Genomic DNA, 15,787 nt, shown 5'->3' with positions numbered 1-15,787 from the left:
CAACACAAAGAAAGTGCTCTCCGAAATGACTATCCACTATGTTCTGTACGCAGCACAATAAGAGCTTCTTCACTCTCGTGATAGAAACTTTCCTCATAGTGTTCACTGTACAGATAAACCATAGTAAACTGTTTCATTTCGGGTAACTCCTTTCGTAATTATTATTGATACAGCGGTCGTCCTGCGACCGTTTCTGTTCTGACTTTACCTGTATTATATCATAGCTTTTCTGAAAAAGCAAGTAAACCACAGGTATATTTTTATAAAATATAGAGAAAGGAGCAAATTCTCCCGATATTTATGAAAGAACTTGCCCCTTATTATGCCAGTAATAACTTTGCTTCTATGTTGATAAGATATAATGCTGTTCAAAACAGAATGAAAACGCATATCTTGCAATTGCCTTTGCAAATCCAGGGTAAACTGCCTAATTAGCGAGATTATACCGATATTAAAGCAGATTTCTTGTGTCCACAGACACATATTCGAGGGTAGAAGCAGTCAGAGTTTTCGGAATGATTTTTCCGAATTTGTAATGTCCAATTTAGGTTTGGACATTATTTTCAGAAATTAAAGAAATAACTACGCAGCTATTAAACTGCGTAGTTATGCGATTTTTAAGAGCTTGTGACGGGATTCGAACCTGCGACCGAGGACTGTTTTTAAAGCGAACATAATTTTTGTTTTTGATTGTTACGCTGCTTTAGCCACAGTTTCCTTCAGTTCGCCTACGAATCTGTAATATATCTCAACCTGTTGATATGTCTTTCCATAGAGCTTTTCCTTATGGTGGACAACTATTCTGTCGATAAGCTCATTGAGTATATCAGCGTTGAGTTCCTTTATATCCGTATAACTGTCAATTACTTTTGTAAATTTATCGGCGGCATCGGATCTGGCTTTGAGCGTTGTGATCTCATATGTCAGTTCGGGTATAGTTTTCTTGAGTTCTGCCTGTTCTTCCTCAAATGTTTTTGTCATCTGTGCGTAGCGATCATCTGAGATCTTTCCGAGTGCATTATCTTCATAGAGCTTGTTGAGCAGGCGGTCTATCTCAGCTACTCTGCCCTGTGCTTTTTCAAGCTCATGTTCAAGCTGTATTACCTTCTTTGCACTGCTGTCGCTGCACTTGCTGTCGAGGAATGACCTGAACTCATCCTTGTTTTTACGATATGACTTCAGCACTCTCCGGATGTCTTTCAGCACAAGCTTGTACACCACATCGTAGGTAATATAATGCGATGCACAATATTCCTTGCCGTGAGTTTTATACATCCAGCATGAGTATGCTCCGTGATATGTACCGTCTTTGCGTTTCTTCTGCGAGTAGGTAAGTGCGTGACCGCAGTCGGCACAGTAGAGCAAACCTGCGAACATCTGAACTTCACCTGTCAGCGTTGGACGCCTCTTGGTACTCATCATTCTGTGAGCGTCGTCCCAGAGTTCCTGAGAGATTATCGGTTCATGACAGTTCTCAACGATTATCCAGTCCTCTCTCGGGACCTTCTCCTTCTCCTTGCTTTTCATTGACTTGCACCGCTGCTTTCCGTAGATCAGTTTGCCGAGGTAGACCTCATTTTCAAGTATCACTCGGATAGAAGTAACGTGCCAGTCGAACTCCTTTCTCCAGTAATCCGACTTGAAGTAATCAGGATTGTGGAGATTGAAGTAAGCTATCGGTGTGAGAACTTTTTCCTCACGGAAGATTTTTGTAGTCTTATTGTAGCCTATCCCCTGCGCTGCCATTCTGAATATCCTTCGTACTGTCTCCGCAGCAGGCTCATCTATCACAAGATGATGCCTGTCGTTCGGGTCCAGCTTGTAACCGAAGGGCGGCTTTGAACCAATGTACTGTCCGGCTTTCGCTTTTGCCTTCTTCGCAGTCTTAGTCTTGATAGAAGCCTCTCTTGCGAAGTAATCATTCAGTACATTTCTCATCGGGAACATCATATCGTTTTCGTTCTTCATGGAGTCGTAGTTATCACTGACCGCTATGAACCGAACTCCGAGCTCCTTGAACTTCTCAACGTACATTCCGACTTCGATATACGATCTTCCGAATCGTGACTGGTCTTTTACCAGGACAGTATCTATCAGTCCATTCTGAATGTCTTCATACATTCTCTGGAACGCAGGACGGTCAAAGTTAGTGCCGCTGTATCCGTCATCATCGTACACTTCATAATTATCTATTGCATGATCCTTGCAGTACTGCTCCAATAATATTTTCTGCGAACCAATGCTTACGCTTTCGCCCATTCGTCCGTCGTCAACCGAGAGCCTGCAATACAGAGCTGCTTTTTTAGGCTGTTTGTTTTTCATTATAACTCCTTTCACAGCCGTGCAGCAGATCCTTACACGGACAGTATACCACACCTCCGCTCAGGAATCCAGTACACACAGCTGATTTCGTAGGACTGCACAAAAAACATTTTCCGACTTTTACATCGACTCGCTCTCGGTCTGCTTTGCATCAAAGGCAGGCTTTTCATACCCCCTTTCGAGCTGTCGGAGCATTAAATCTCCGAGTGACTCTTCAGCTCTTTTCCTGCCAAGGAAAGCAGACCAAACACGATAGGTGACACCGTCAACAGTACAGTCGTGATGCAATACGGACTGTACCTCGGGATCTTCACTGCAATGAGTCTTTTCAAGGTTTACGCTCATACATCCGCCTCCTCTAAAACTATTCAATTCAAATTCACAGGTACAAAATCAAATCGTACCGTCTTTGCTGAGCCTGCGTGTTACCAGCCCAGACTTTTTGAGCATCCCTTGCGAGGCCTACTCGGTTTTTTATCACTCCTCTCACAGCGGCAATTATGCTGCTCAGACGCCTCCCATATCTCCCTAATCATAGCCTTTATCTGGCTTTTTTCTCAAAAAAGACGCCTGCTTTTTTGAAATTCCCAAGGAAAGACGCCTCTGCTTACGTCACAGCAAATGCCGAAGAATCGGCGGGCACTGCCCGTCCGATGTGGAATGGCGGGCGCAAATGACGCCAGCCTTTAACCTGCAAACTGGAAAGGGGCACGGGTTCTCCCGATTTCAGCGGCAGGCGGAACGCCGACCGCTATGCTTGCCGGTCTTGCGGACCGACTTCCGTCCCCCACCAACTTTTTCGTTTTCCGGCACCTGTATGGTACCTACACTCGCTCCACGTTGCGCGACGATCGCGTTCAACGCAAGCGGTGGGGTAACTATACTATTTCCCTTTTGAGGACGGCAAACTCGGGGCTTTCTGCGCGTGTTTCAGTTCTTATCAACTGAACATCATTGTCATAGATATTATAGCTGAAGAAAAAAGGCGCTTACTTGATTTATAATTATCATGTAATATATATCTTCCTTCTTCGTATTAGTATATATTCTCTTGTATACTTAATATATAAGCCTATGACATCATGACACAGCCCCTATGACAATTAACTTTTGAATTGAAGTGCAAGCTCTGCGTCGCGGAGCTTGTTTTCGTCCATGTCATAATTCAGGAATGCGACCTCGTAAGAGTTCTCGACCTGACGACCGTTGTCAGCATAGTTGTTGTGTATGCGAATGATATCCTTCTGCGCAAGAGTTTTCAGTGCGCGCTCAACATTGCTTACCGACATCGCAGTGTCTCTTGCGATACCTGTGCGGCTTATGGTCGAACTTTTCTTTTCCTCGTCATAGTGACAGAGTAATTCCATCACCACCTTGAACTCGGCAGGCGTAGTGATGTTGAGATACTCAAGCGGAGAATTGATTCCGTTAGAGTATACTGTGCAGTTGATCACGTTCATATTTTTCATCTACATCTTCCTTTCGCGTTTCGAGTTTATTCTTGTGATGTCAAGAGCTGTCCGGACGTCTTAACTGCATTCAGTATACACCAGTCCTTGACAGAAGTCAATAGATGTTGTATAATAACTCTATCGCAGTCAATCTATAATCTATTTTTATGAACAAATTGTAAACTTTTGATTTTCGCTATTTACTATGCGTTTTCAGAATAAAATCGCAGAGTTTAGCACTCAGAACAAACAGAACACTAATTCTGAAAGGAGACATTATGTTTGAGATAGAAGCGCACTACCATGACAGAAAGATATATCTCTCCGACGGAAGAACATATCCGCTCGGCGAAATACTTCTGCGCTATTTTTCGATAAATTCAACTACTCTCGAAGACTTGTATGACGTATGTGAGCGTGCAAAGACAGAGTTGAACATCAGTTCCTTGTTCTGTCCAGCTGACATCGGAAAGCGCGCGCGTGATATCGAGTACACATACGACAGCATCATGGACATCGCAGAAACACTTCCGCCTTATGACAAGAAACATTTCAGACGCGGTCTCCTGAGAAATCTGTTTGCATATTACCATGACATATTTGATGAACCGTTTTACGAAGATTCTGAATTTGATTCAGACGATTACAACGAACACTTTGTCAACGCAGAGAGCACTCCTGTGTCTTATGAGGAAATGTATATCACAGAAGATTTGAACGAGCTGCGAGCACTTGACGATTATGACTTCGACAGCAAGAAAGTTTTCAGCAACTATGAGAACAGAAAAGACGCTGCCGATTTTACTACCTGCATTGAACAAATAACTAACGAGTTCGCGGAATTTGTTTCCGACCTTATGCGCGTTAAGAATGTTTTTATGCCGTTTGCAGACAAACTCTGCGACCACAACAACTATCCATCCAATCAAAAGGTCATAGAAGTATTCCAGCAGTTCACAGAGAAGTGCAACTCTGAATCGCATTTTGATCTTGTATCAAGCGGAAGTATGTGCATGGGGCATACACTGCTCGATACGAAAAAAGGTCCCATACTCTGTGAGACCTATCGTTTCACATCGTTGGGAGCCTTTCTATATTTTGAGTTATTCAAGTGCATCGAAGAAAAATTCATGCCCGTCAAGTGCCGCAACTGCGGACGCTGGTTCATCATGAAGCATACAACGTTCTCGCACTACTGCAAGCGCCTGATAAGCAGTAATCCTCCAAAGTCTTGCCGCGACAATGCTATGCGTCACAACTTCAAGGAGAAGATCAAGAACGATCCTGTATGGGAGATTTACAACCGTGCCTACAAGCAGCACTATGCTCGCTTTATGAAAAAGAAGATGAGCAAGTCCGAGTTTGCCGAGTGGGGTGAGTATGCTATCCAGCTGCGAACTAAAGCTGCTGACGGCGAACTGGAGATTGAGGAGTATCAGAGGCTTATCAGGGTATAGTTTAGAATATAATCAACAATACCCACATTTCAGGCTAAAAATATAAGAGCAACAATATCAGATATTTCTTGTTTTTAAAACATAAATGTGATATAATGTGATTGAGAACAACAAATTATAAAGGAGTTTCAAAATGAATATTGTTGAAAAACTGATAGACAAATCAAAAGAAGCATTCTTAATGGCTATCGAAGTCTATAACAAACCTTCAATCAAATATAGAGTAGAAGGATTTAGCTTTTTTATATGTAATTCTTGGGAACTCATGCTAAAAGCCTATATGATAAATAAATTTGGAGAGAGCAGTATTTATTATAAAGACAATCCCAATAGAACTATAACGCTTGAGAATTGCATAAAAAAGGTTTTTACAAATGATAAAGATCCATTAAGACGAAATCTAGAAAAAATAGTTGAATTACGCAATACAAGTACCCATTTCGTAACAGAAGAATATGAGATGATTTATATTCCTCTTTTTCAAGCATCGGTATTCAACTACATAGAGAAAATGCTTGCATTTCATAACGTGGACATGACCACTGTTGTCCCTCAAAATTTTTTAACCCTTACAGTCAGTTTAAATGCGTTAAATATTGATGAAATAAGGGCGAAATATCCTAAAGAAATAGCAGAGAAAATGATATCAATTAACGAAGAACTATCTCCAATAATATCAGAAAACAATAACCATTTCGCAATAAGAGTTGATCATCATTATTACATTACAAAAGATAAAAACCTTGCTGCAACAACAGTACGCATCGACAATTCAGCTGAAACAGGAGTAAAAATCATCAAGGAACTCAAAGATCCTAACGACACACATAAGTATAATTGTAAAAATTGTTGTAGCGAAATCAATAAGCGACTTGATAAAAACGGCATATTTTTGAAAAGTAAAAACGGCGATAAGCGTAATTTCACTGCTAATGATTTTTCTCTATTTTGTAAGTATTATGATATAAAAAACAACCCTAAACTATGCTATGCTCATAAAATCTACGCACAGCCTCAATACACTTATTCCATACAAGCGATTGATTTTATAGTAGAAGAAATAAAAAAGGATCCTGAGAATATAATCCAGAATCTTAAAGCAAAAAAATAAGCTAACCCCAGGGGCAAAGGAATTCTAAGCGAAACCGCCTACTCCCATTCGGGAACCCAGCCTTAATCCTTCACGAGTTAACTTACTTATATTATAATATATGCTTACTCAAATGTCAATATGTACAGTGCAAGTTTGTGCATATTGACATTTTTCTTAAAAATACTCTGCTATCTCTTTTCAAAAAGCCTTTACTTAGTATTATTTTTTACAATTAGTACTCAATATAAAATTAGAATATCCGAATTGATCAAACTGTATAATAACCCGCTTATTACTAATCAGCCGCAAGAGACTTAAAATCCCTTGCGGCTTTTGCTTTACTTAGACAATTCCTCAACAATCTCTCCCAGAAGCTGGCAGCTTTCGGGGGAGAGTTTTTTATTAGATGTTTCATTACCATTCCTGAATACAGAAATCAACTTGTTGACAATAGCAAGCTGCTGGTCTGTAAGGTTGTATGCTGAAATGCGTTCACGTTTCTCTGTACCTGATAAATAGTCCATAGATACGTTAAATATTGCGGCAAATGCCTTGACGGTGTCAAACGTAGGAGATTGCAGTCCCTTTTCATAACGGCTGATTATAGAGCTTTCCTTATTGATTTTACGAGCAAGCTGCTCCTGAGTGAGTCCTTTTTCTTTTCTCAGCTTTTGGAGTATTATACCAAAATCATATGCATCTTCCACAAATATCACCTCGGCAATTTGACTATATATCAAATTATACCCCATATATCTTGATAAATTTGCAGAATGATGATATAATATTTGATATATAAACGAGTTTACAGATGAATATTTGAAAATATATCAAAAAGGAACCATTATGAACAAACAAGTAAAATCCAGGCAGCGTGTAGCCGACCACGGAGAAGTATTTACGGCTGAGCGTGAAGTCAAAGCCATGTGCGACCTTGTATTGCCCGAAACGCAGCGTATTGACAGCCGATTTCTCGAACCTGCCTGCGGTGACGGAAACTTTCTCGCAGAGGTGCTGAGCCGTAAATTAGCTGTTGTGCGGAAGAAATACAGGCGGAGTACCATTGACTATGAAATGAACTCCCTGCTGGCTGTGAGCAGTCTTTACGGTGTAGATATACTGGCGGATAATGTTGCCGCCTGCCGTGAACGGCTCTATAAGCTGTGGGCAAAGCAGTACAAGTTGGTATGCAAGAATGAGTGCAGCGATGATATGCACCGTTCTATCCGCTTTATACTGGAGCGCAACATTGTCTGCGGAAACGCTCTCACGCTGTGCTGTGTTGACGAAAACTGCAACAATACCGATGAGCCTATCGTCTTTTCGGAGTGGGCATTCATCACAGGAGCAAACATTCAGCGGAGCGACTATACTTTTGCGGAGCTGCTAAGTCAGGACGAGGCTCAGCTCAGTATCAGCGGAGATGAAGGAACGTTCCTGCAAAAATATATTTGTCATTACAGGAGGTTAGGTGAAAATGGCTGAAGGACTATTTGAAAACGTTTACAATCCCGATGTACTGTCGTGCTTGGCGAATCTCTCCAACGATGAAGTTTTCACGCCTCCCGAGGTTGTCAACCAGATGCTTGATATGCTGCCGCAGGAGCTTTTCTACGATCCCGACACTACATTTCTCGATCCCGCCTGTAAAACAGGAGTATTTCTCCGTGAGACAGCCAAGCGCCTTATCAAGGGACTTGAACCGCAGTTCCCCGATTTGCAGGAGCGTATCGACCACATCTTCCACAAACAGCTTTTCGGTATCGCTATCACGGAGCTGACGAGCCTGCTGTCACGGCGCGGACTTTATTGCAGCAAGTATCCCAACAGCAATTATTCCGTCAGCCAATTTGACGATGCACAGGGCAATATCCGTTTCAAGCGAATCAGCCACAAATGGGAAAAAGGCAAGTGCGTTTACTGCGGAGCGTCCGAAAGCCAGTATGAGCGTGGTGACGAGCTTGAAACTCATGCCTATGAGTGGATACATACTATAAAACCAGAGGAAATTTTTAATATGAAGTTCGATGTCATAATATCAAATCCGCCTTATCAGCTTAGCGACGGAGGAAACGGAGCAAGTGCCTCTCCATTATATCAATTGTTTGTTGAAAAGGCTAAAATGCTAAAACCGAGATATATAACTATGATAATTCCATCTCGTTGGTTTGCTGGTGGAAAAGGACTTGATGATTTCAGAAAAGAAATGCTTGAAGACAATCGAAATGTGCGTATAGTTGACTATGTCAATGCAAAGGACTGTTTCAACGGCATAAGTCTTGGTGGAGGTGTTTGTTATTTTTTATGGGACAGAGATAATCCTCGCCCATGTGAATTTACCAATATACATGACGATATTATTTCAACACAAATACGTGATTTATCAGAATTTCCAGTGTTTGTAAGATATAATGAAGCTATTTCTATTATTCATAAAGTTCAGAGTTTTAAAGAAAAAACAGTTTCAGAATTAGTTGGAACACGTAATCCCTTTGGATTATCATCCGCCGCAAGAGGAAGCGAATATGAAGATGAGATTTTATTATATTCAAGCGGTGGGAAAGGCTATATCCCGAAGAATATCATAACACAAGGAAATGATATTATAAATAAATACAAGGTAATGATTAGTAAAGTTACCAGTGAACATGCGGGCGAACCAGATAAAAGCGGTATGTTCACGGTTATTTCTACAACAAGAGTTTTATCACCAAATGAAGTCTGTACCGATTCATATTTAGTTGCATTTGTTTCCGACACGGAGAATGAAGCAATTAATTTTGCTAAATACCTTTGCAGTAAGTTCTTCCGATTTTTATTACTACAAGCCGTTTCTTCAATTAACCTTTCAAAAGATAAATTTCAGTTTATTCCTATCCAAGATTTTTCCCAAGAATGGCATGATGAACTATTATATAAAAAATACTCACTATCTAAAGAGGAGATAGATTTCATTGAATCAATGATTAAACCTAAAGAATTAGGCGGTGAATAATATGATCGAACAGGATTTTTTCCCTCAGCGCCCCTCGGCTGCACCTTCCATATACGCTTTCCGGCTCAATGATGTTGCCAGTCACAACGGCTACATTAAGGTCGGCTACACTGACCGTGACGTAAAAACCCGTATCCGCGAGATAATGCACACAAGCGGCGTCCCGTACACGATCCTGTGGTCAGATTCGGCTATGCGTCCCGACGGTTCGTGCTTTACCGACCACGACGTTCACGCTATACTCCGCCGAAATGGCTTTCACAGACTCTATGAAGGCGAGGACGATAATGAGTGGTACGGCTGCTCCGTTGACGACGTAAAGGCGGCAGTCCGCGAGCTTAGAACAGGCGAGATAGCTGATACTCAGCGTACTCTCGACTTCCGTATGCGTCCCGAACAGCATATCGCCGTAAAGCGTACAATGGAGTATTTCCGAAAGGCGAAAGCTGATGAACCGGACCGTGCACCGAAGTTCCTGTGGAACGCTAAAATGCGCTTTGGCAAGACCTTTGCCGCATATCAGCTCTGCCGCAAAATGGGATTCAAGCGGATACTTGTGCTGACATTCAAGCCTGCGGTGGAGTCCGCATGGCACGAAGATCTTGTGACTCATGTTGACTTTGAAGGCTGGCAGTTCATCTCCAACAAGGACGCTAACAACAATAAGATCGACATGGACACCGCCTACCGCAAGGCTGATAAGTCGAAGCCTATCGTTGTTTTCGGCTCGTTCCAGGACTTGCTCGGCACTAACGAGAATGGCGGTATCAAGGCGAAAAATGAGTTCATACACACCGATAACTGGGATATTATTATCTTCGACGAGTACCACTTCGGTGCATGGCGTGAGAACGCCAAGAAGCTGTTTGAAAATCCCGACGACGAGGCTGACGCTGACTTCGATATGGAGAAGTATCAGCAGGAGGAAGCAGGCAACGCCTATAACGAGAGCTTTCTCCCCATAACTACGGGACATTACCTGTTCCTGTCGGGTACACCGTTCCGTGCAATAAACAGCGGCGAGTTCATCGAGGATCAGATCTATAACTGGACATACTCCGATGAACAGCGTGCCAAGCATGAGTGGAAAGGTTCGGGTAATCCATATCTTGCGCTGCCGAGAATGGTTCTTATGACTTATAAGATTCCCGAAAGTATCCGCCAGATCGCACAGCAGGGAGAGTTCAACGAGTTCGACCTGAATGTATTTTTCTCCGCAAAAGGCAAGGGTGCGGAAGCACATTTTGTATATGAAAACGAGGTCCAGAAGTGGCTTGATCTGGTGCGAGGTGCATATCTTCCCTCCAGTATCGACGACTTGAAGCTCGGACAGGACAAGCGTCCGCCTATGCCGTATTCCGACACAAGACTGCTGAATGTCTTGTCGCATACGCTGTGGTTCCTGCCGAATGTTGCATCATGCGAGGCTATGTATAATCTCTTGCAGCAGAAGCAGAATGCCTTCTATCACGATTATAAGATTAACCTCTGTGCAGGTTCAAAAGCAGGAATAGGACTTGACGCAGTTGCACCTGTTATCAGCTCCATGAAAAATCCCCTTGAAACAAAAACTATAACTCTGTCATGCGGCAAGCTGACAACAGGTGTTACAGTCAAGCCGTGGACGGGAATATTCATGCTGCGTAATCTCAAAAGTCCCGAAACTTACTTCCAGGCGGCATTCAGAGTTCAGTCGCCCTGGGTGATAACTGCCGAAAACGGCGAGGCTGAGATAATGAAACGCGAGTGTTATGTTTTCGATTTTGCCCTTGACCGTGCACTGCGTCAGATCTCAGACTACTCCTGCCGGCTGAACGTGGACGAGTCCAATCCCGAAAAGAAGGTAGCGGAGTTCATCAGCTTCCTTCCTGTTCTTGCCTATGACGGCTCGACGATGAAAGCTATCAATGCACAGGACGTGCTTGATATCGCCATGGCAGGAACATCTGCAACACTTCTCGCCAAGCGTTGGGAGTCGGCTCTGCTTGTAAATGTTGATAATGATACGCTGCAAAGACTCATTAATAATAAAGATGCCCTCGAAGCACTTATGCGTATCGAGGGATTCAGAAGCCTTAATCAGGATATCGAAACTATAATCAATAAATCCGAAGCTGTCAAAAAAGCCAAGAAGGAAGGTACGGACAAGCTCACTACCAAGGAGAAAAAAGAGCTTACCGACGAGGAAAAGGAATACAAGTCACTCCGCAAGCAGATACAGGAGAAGCTTATCAAGTTTGCAACCCGTGTACCTGTATTCATGTATCTCACTGACTACCGTGAGCGTTCGCTGAAAGATGTTATCACTCAGCTGGAACCGGGACTTTTCAAAAAGGTCACAGGTCTGGATGTCAAGGACTTTGAGCTGCTGTGCTCCATAGGCGTATTCAATGCAAGTCTTATGAATGACGCTATATTCAAATTCAAGCGTTATGAGGATGCAAGCCTTGTTTATACGGGCATCGACAAGCACGAAAGCGACGAGATCGGTGGTTGGGATACTGTTATCCGCCGTGAGGAATACGAGAAGCTATTCTATAATCAGCAGGCAACTATGGGCGCTCCTGAGAGCAATGAGTCTCCAGCAGACACTATTGCCGCTGTCGTTACAACAACTGTCCCCAAACAGGAACTTGTTACTGCACAGTACGGCATACCTACTCCTGACAGTAAGCCTAAGAAGCCTTCTGTTCCTATAAAACCCGAAGCTGAATCCTTCGATATTTCAAAAGTAAAAGTTGGTATTAAGGTTTCACATAAGATGTTCGGTGTCGGCACAGTTGTCAAGAAGTACAAGTCCAATAAGTATGTTATCGTTCATTTCAAGGAAGGCGAAAAACAGTTTTTACTGCCTGATGCGTTTACTAAGGGATTTCTTGTTTTTATACAATAAAAATGATACAGTCAAGATTAACGGCAGGAAGAAATCTTCCTGCCGTTTTGAGTTTATAAACAATACCTCATCTGTTTATCATATCATTTACTTAAATAGTTAAGATATAATACGAACAATGCTTGTGGCGACAGCGATGAAACTTCTAATGTTTTACCGAAACTGATAAACTGGTTGAACTGTTCTTCTCTAGTTGCAGGAGTTGTATGATATTTTTCTTTACTGATTTCATATTTCATCATTTCAAATATAATTCTTCTCGTGGTTGTCGGAATTGAATTTATCTGTTTCGTTAGCTCATCAAAAGTTATTTCCGATTGCGGACAAAATACATTTACAAGCTCACATTGTTTGCTTGATAAAGTGAGTTTTTTTACACCAGGTTGAGAAATATGTAAATCATCCCACAGTTGTTTTACATCACGTATTTCAACCGGTTTTGTGATCTTAAGTTTTGATTTAAAGTCAGCCTCACTTTCGTTGCCGAAACGATAAAAAATAACCTTTTCCACATTGCTTTTGTTTATACACTTAAAAATGTGACTATCATTATTTGGTGCTAAGCCTATAATTGTCAATTCGCCCGTCATGCTCTCAAAGACGTCAAAGTAATAATTGTCGCCCCAATATAGATTTTTCTCTATACCTGTTGTCAACATATCTCGTTGATCAGGTGGCAATGTACGCATCAAATCATCTACGTTTAATTTACCGCTCTTTATCTCATCTTTTACGTTCTCAAACCATTTGAAACATTGAGTACTTGAAGTAGCAAATGAATACTTCATATCGCCACTAAAATCGAGGATGCCGTTACAATTACACTGCTTCAATGTTGGTAGGTATTTGTTTGCGATTTTTTTCTTGTGGCGATAATAACCAAGAGCATTTTTATGATTTTCGGAATGATATATTGTCTTATAATCTCCATGTAAATGCAGTACTTTTCTATTAAGGCTTTTCTCTAAAGAGTTGTCATAGTTTAAAGAAAAAATGTTATCAAAATTTAGGAAATACCATTTTGCTGCCTTAGGAATGCTTAGTGTCTGTATTTTACCTTCACAGTATATCGCATCTAAAAGCATTTGGCAATAGCCTTGTTTGGCTGCTTTATAATATTGTAACAAATCATCATTATCAAGCAAATATATTTGAAACAATAAGATAATATCTTCCATTCCTAATTGTTCTATACTCGTAATATCTTCGGTATAGGTCCTTTGAAAACCTTTTATTGCTGATCTTAATAATACCACCGTCTGCTCATCAGTGCATTTATATGGCACAGCATCATATTTTCTTTGTTGAACATCTCTAGCTATTGATGGCATATTAAAAAATAGCTCAACAATTTCATCACCACTTATTATTCCGTTAAATAGGCTATCATACTTACCTATTTTGGCTTTGGCAAGCATTCGAGTTAGAATCCACTTATTCAAATAATCAAAACCGCCAAGTTGAATATCAAGCCCATTTCCTACTAACAAGTTATTTTGCATTTTAAATGCCCCATTTCAAATTATGATAATTTTATTATACTATAAAAGATTGAAAAAAACAATAACAAAGAACCGCTTAGGATTACTCCTAAGCGGTTCTTTGTGCATGTGTTACAATATAGACCCCAACGATTTCTTTTCTAAAAATAGCAATTTTTGATCACTTAAAATAAGTCATCCATATTTTCTTGAGCCTGCTACCCTGATGCATCTGATGTCATCATAAATGTAAGTATTCAGCGGACGATCATACGCATTGAAGGTGTGAGCTGCGATATACGGGACTCCGCTGCGAACATTGATAACAATCAGACTGTGATGGAATCTGCCATTTGCTCCAAGCTGTATAACATCACCTGCACGGACCTGACCGAGTGATACAAGTATGCCAAATGGTCCGACACCTTTGTTATTTACAATGAATTTATAGAAATACTCCACACTTGTCCACGCAGCCGACCTGTCGTGAAGTGAATTGTAATACCAGCCTGTATCACGGGTATAGTTCATGACCGCTCCGCCTGCGTACAGACATTGGGACACGAAATTAGTGCAGTCTCCACCGATATTTTCAAAGTTGTAGTATGCAGGATTTGCCGAAAATGCCCACCTGCGAGCGTATTCTATCTCAGCCTTTATGTTGAGCGGATATTCTTTCATCTCATAACAGGTCTGATTATACCGCAGGCAATTTTCTCACCTGCGTTACCACTTGGCTGAGTGGTGAAATCATCGGGACTTCCGTGAATTATTATGGCTTTTCCTATCACATCATCAACTGTAAATCTGTTTGTCAGGAATATGGAAACTGCCCTACCGTTATTCCCGAAAAGCGGCGGCATATCTCCCGTATGGAAAGGGTGTATGCAGTTATCCTTATTCAGATGAGTTCCTGCATCAGCAAACTTATCTTTGTCATTACCTGTGCATGACTCGCCCTCATGTATGTGAAAGCCAAATACCTCCTGACTGCACCTGTTGCCTGCATAAGGAAGTCCTTCAACATCGGCGTATACGAGCGTACCATTTTTCATCGTATAGAATCTCACAACTCCGTAAATATCGGGATATTCATCGCTCCCCGTCAGTACAGCCGCCGCCTGCGGTCGTTTTTGTATAAGTGAAACTCCGCTGCAATTCATTCTGTTCATAGCATAATTCCTCCCGAAATATTATATGACGCTGAACAGTAATGCGTTCATTCAAACGGGTCGGCGCTTTGCTTCTTCACTTCCATAGGATACAGCTGAAGCGTTTTTTTCACTGTGTCTGCCATGCCGAGAAATATCTCCTTCGCATTATCAAATCCCTGCTCGTGAAGCTGTTTATCGAGCCACACTCGCTCGAATCCTGACTTTTTAAGATTGACATCGTTGATGTGTCCGTCGAGGATAACATTCACCATTATTTCCTCCTGTTCGGGTTCAATCTCCAAATCCGAAGGCTTGAGCGGTCTGTCGGAATCTACAGGGAGCAGACTCAGCGAACCGTTATACTCGAATACAGCCGTCCTGAGATTTGTAAGGTCGAAATATCCTTGATTGCGGCAGTGCGTGAGGAAGTCACTGATGTCGATACGCGCCTTTTTAAAATTGTCACGGTAAAGCTTTCCATTGTGGAAAAGGATAAGAGGTCTGCCGATAAGCACCTTGCGGAAATACGTTGATTTGCCTGTTATTATCGAAACTGCATATGCACTCAGCGCATATATTATCATTGCAACTATCATATGCTTCCATATATTCTATTATTAACCAATTATTGGGCAAATTGATATTAACAGGAACTTTCTTTATATAATCACCTATAATATCAGCCTGAGAAATTGAACAGTCTTTTTCATATCGACCGTTATTAAAGCCGAAAACACAAGGGGAAGAACGGAAGCTTTCTTGAACATTAATAGTGGTAGTTGTTATATTTGGAGGTGTAATGAATATGTCGCTCTAAAATGAACACTTCGGCCGCGCAAGTTGAACAGTGTCGTCGGCAAGAATGAACACTTTCGTCGCGTGAAGTGAACAGCAGCTCAAAATGATTGCGAAAATCATCAATTTCACGATAGAATAGTGTT

General features: G+C 41.6%; 13 protein-coding genes. 5 read left to right on the top strand and 8 right to left on the bottom strand.

Annotated elements, in window-relative coordinates:
* Window positions 1–693: 693 nt before the first annotated feature.
* From IKW96_RS06495 to IKW96_RS06485, 3 genes are all read right to left on the bottom strand, one after another.
* Window positions 694–2,322 (bottom strand): recombinase family protein, encoded by a 1,629-nt coding sequence (locus tag IKW96_RS06495; protein ID WP_296571975.1) that lies wholly within the window; start codon window positions 2,320–2,322, stop codon window positions 694–696.
* Between the two features lie 120 nt (window positions 2,323–2,442).
* Window positions 2,443–2,667 (bottom strand): hypothetical protein, encoded by a 225-nt coding sequence (locus IKW96_RS06490; RefSeq protein ID WP_296571972.1) that lies wholly within the window; start codon window positions 2,665–2,667, stop codon window positions 2,443–2,445.
* Between the two features lie 758 nt (window positions 2,668–3,425).
* Complete coding sequence (locus IKW96_RS06485) at window positions 3,426–3,791, bottom strand: helix-turn-helix domain-containing protein (protein WP_296571969.1); 366 nt, start codon at window positions 3,789–3,791, stop codon at window positions 3,426–3,428.
* A gap of 260 nt (window positions 3,792–4,051) precedes the next feature.
* On the opposite strand from IKW96_RS06485, the gene IKW96_RS06480 reads away from it, so the two are divergent.
* Window positions 4,052–5,230: a DUF6076 domain-containing protein gene (locus tag IKW96_RS06480; protein ID WP_296571966.1), complete on the top strand. Its 1,179-nt coding sequence runs from the start codon at window positions 4,052–4,054 to the stop codon at window positions 5,228–5,230.
* Between the two features lie 133 nt (window positions 5,231–5,363).
* Window positions 5,364–6,341 carry a DUF3644 domain-containing protein gene (locus tag IKW96_RS06475; RefSeq protein ID WP_296571962.1) on the top strand — a complete coding sequence of 326 codons (978 nt, stop codon included), beginning with the start codon at window positions 5,364–5,366 and terminating at the stop codon, window positions 6,339–6,341.
* A 320-nt stretch (window positions 6,342–6,661) separates the two neighbouring features.
* Here the strand turns inward: IKW96_RS06475 and IKW96_RS06470 are convergent, their stop codons facing one another.
* Window positions 6,662–7,030 carry a helix-turn-helix transcriptional regulator gene (locus tag IKW96_RS06470; protein ID WP_074719190.1) on the bottom strand — a complete coding sequence of 123 codons (369 nt, stop codon included), beginning with the start codon at window positions 7,028–7,030 and terminating at the stop codon, window positions 6,662–6,664.
* A 139-nt stretch (window positions 7,031–7,169) separates the two neighbouring features.
* Between IKW96_RS06470 and IKW96_RS06465 the strand changes: the two genes are divergently transcribed.
* Genes IKW96_RS06465 through IKW96_RS06455 form a run of 3 tightly spaced genes read left to right on the top strand, consistent with a single transcriptional unit; the run spans window position 7,170 to window position 12,211 of the window.
* Window positions 7,170–7,808, top strand: coding sequence for a hypothetical protein (locus tag IKW96_RS06465; protein ID WP_296571957.1), 639 nt, complete (start codon window positions 7,170–7,172; stop codon window positions 7,806–7,808).
* A complete protein-coding gene (locus IKW96_RS06460; RefSeq protein ID WP_296571954.1) occupies window positions 7,801–9,318 on the top strand; it encodes an Eco57I restriction-modification methylase domain-containing protein in 1,518 nt (505 codons plus the stop codon). Before IKW96_RS06465 ends, IKW96_RS06460 begins: the two co-directional genes overlap by 8 nt.
* Before the next feature lies 1 nt (window position 9,319).
* Entirely contained in the window at window positions 9,320–12,211 is a 2,892-nt protein-coding gene (locus IKW96_RS06455; protein WP_296571950.1) for a GIY-YIG nuclease family protein, read from the top strand.
* 83 nt (window positions 12,212–12,294) lie between these two features.
* On the opposite strand, the gene IKW96_RS06450 is transcribed toward IKW96_RS06455, so the two are convergent.
* From IKW96_RS06450 to IKW96_RS06435, 4 genes are all read right to left on the bottom strand, one after another.
* Window positions 12,295–13,713 carry a hypothetical protein gene (locus IKW96_RS06450; protein ID WP_296571947.1) on the bottom strand — a complete coding sequence of 473 codons (1,419 nt, stop codon included), beginning with the start codon at window positions 13,711–13,713 and terminating at the stop codon, window positions 12,295–12,297.
* Between the two features lie 174 nt (window positions 13,714–13,887).
* Window positions 13,888–14,373, bottom strand: a complete 486-nt coding sequence (locus IKW96_RS06445; RefSeq protein ID WP_296571943.1) for an amidase domain-containing protein — start codon at window positions 14,371–14,373, stop codon at window positions 13,888–13,890.
* A complete protein-coding gene (locus IKW96_RS06440; protein ID WP_164152707.1) occupies window positions 14,370–14,864 on the bottom strand; it encodes a superoxide dismutase family protein in 495 nt (164 codons plus the stop codon). Before IKW96_RS06440 ends, IKW96_RS06445 begins: the two co-directional genes overlap by 4 nt.
* A 47-nt stretch (window positions 14,865–14,911) precedes the next feature.
* Window positions 14,912–15,442 (bottom strand): DUF421 domain-containing protein, encoded by a 531-nt coding sequence (locus IKW96_RS06435; protein ID WP_296571938.1) that lies wholly within the window; start codon window positions 15,440–15,442, stop codon window positions 14,912–14,914.
* Window positions 15,443–15,787: the final 345 nt, after the last annotated feature.

The organism is Ruminococcus sp. (genome assembly GCF_017549005.1).
Taxonomy (GTDB): domain Bacteria; phylum Bacillota; class Clostridia; order Oscillospirales; family Ruminococcaceae; genus Ruminococcus.
The sequence above is the reverse complement of the archived record's forward strand: the minus strand, read 5'-3'. Positions and strand labels throughout refer to the sequence as shown.

Excerpts from the sequence above, each read along its gene's own strand:
- IKW96_RS06495 (WP_296571975.1), bottom strand. The coding sequence starts at position 2,322 with ATGAAAAACAAACAGCCTAAAAAAGCAGCTCTGTATTGCAGGCTCTCG.
- IKW96_RS06490 (WP_296571972.1), bottom strand. The coding sequence starts at position 2,667 with ATGAGCGTAAACCTTGAAAAGACTCATTGCAGTGAAGATCCCGAGGTA.
- IKW96_RS06485 (WP_296571969.1), bottom strand. The coding sequence starts at position 3,791 with ATGAAAAATATGAACGTGATCAACTGCACAGTATACTCTAACGGAATC.
- IKW96_RS06480 (WP_296571966.1), top strand. The coding sequence starts at position 4,052 with ATGTTTGAGATAGAAGCGCACTACCATGACAGAAAGATATATCTCTCC.
- IKW96_RS06475 (WP_296571962.1), top strand. The coding sequence starts at position 5,364 with ATGAATATTGTTGAAAAACTGATAGACAAATCAAAAGAAGCATTCTTA.
- IKW96_RS06465 (WP_296571957.1), top strand. The coding sequence starts at position 7,170 with ATGAACAAACAAGTAAAATCCAGGCAGCGTGTAGCCGACCACGGAGAA.
- IKW96_RS06460 (WP_296571954.1), top strand. The coding sequence starts at position 7,801 with ATGGCTGAAGGACTATTTGAAAACGTTTACAATCCCGATGTACTGTCG.
- IKW96_RS06455 (WP_296571950.1), top strand. The coding sequence starts at position 9,320 with ATGATCGAACAGGATTTTTTCCCTCAGCGCCCCTCGGCTGCACCTTCC.
- IKW96_RS06450 (WP_296571947.1), bottom strand. The coding sequence starts at position 13,713 with ATGCAAAATAACTTGTTAGTAGGAAATGGGCTTGATATTCAACTTGGC.
- IKW96_RS06445 (WP_296571943.1), bottom strand. The coding sequence starts at position 14,373 with ATGAAAGAATATCCGCTCAACATAAAGGCTGAGATAGAATACGCTCGC.
- IKW96_RS06440 (WP_164152707.1), bottom strand. The coding sequence starts at position 14,864 with ATGAACAGAATGAATTGCAGCGGAGTTTCACTTATACAAAAACGACCG.
- IKW96_RS06435 (WP_296571938.1), bottom strand. The coding sequence starts at position 15,442 with ATGATAGTTGCAATGATAATATATGCGCTGAGTGCATATGCAGTTTCG.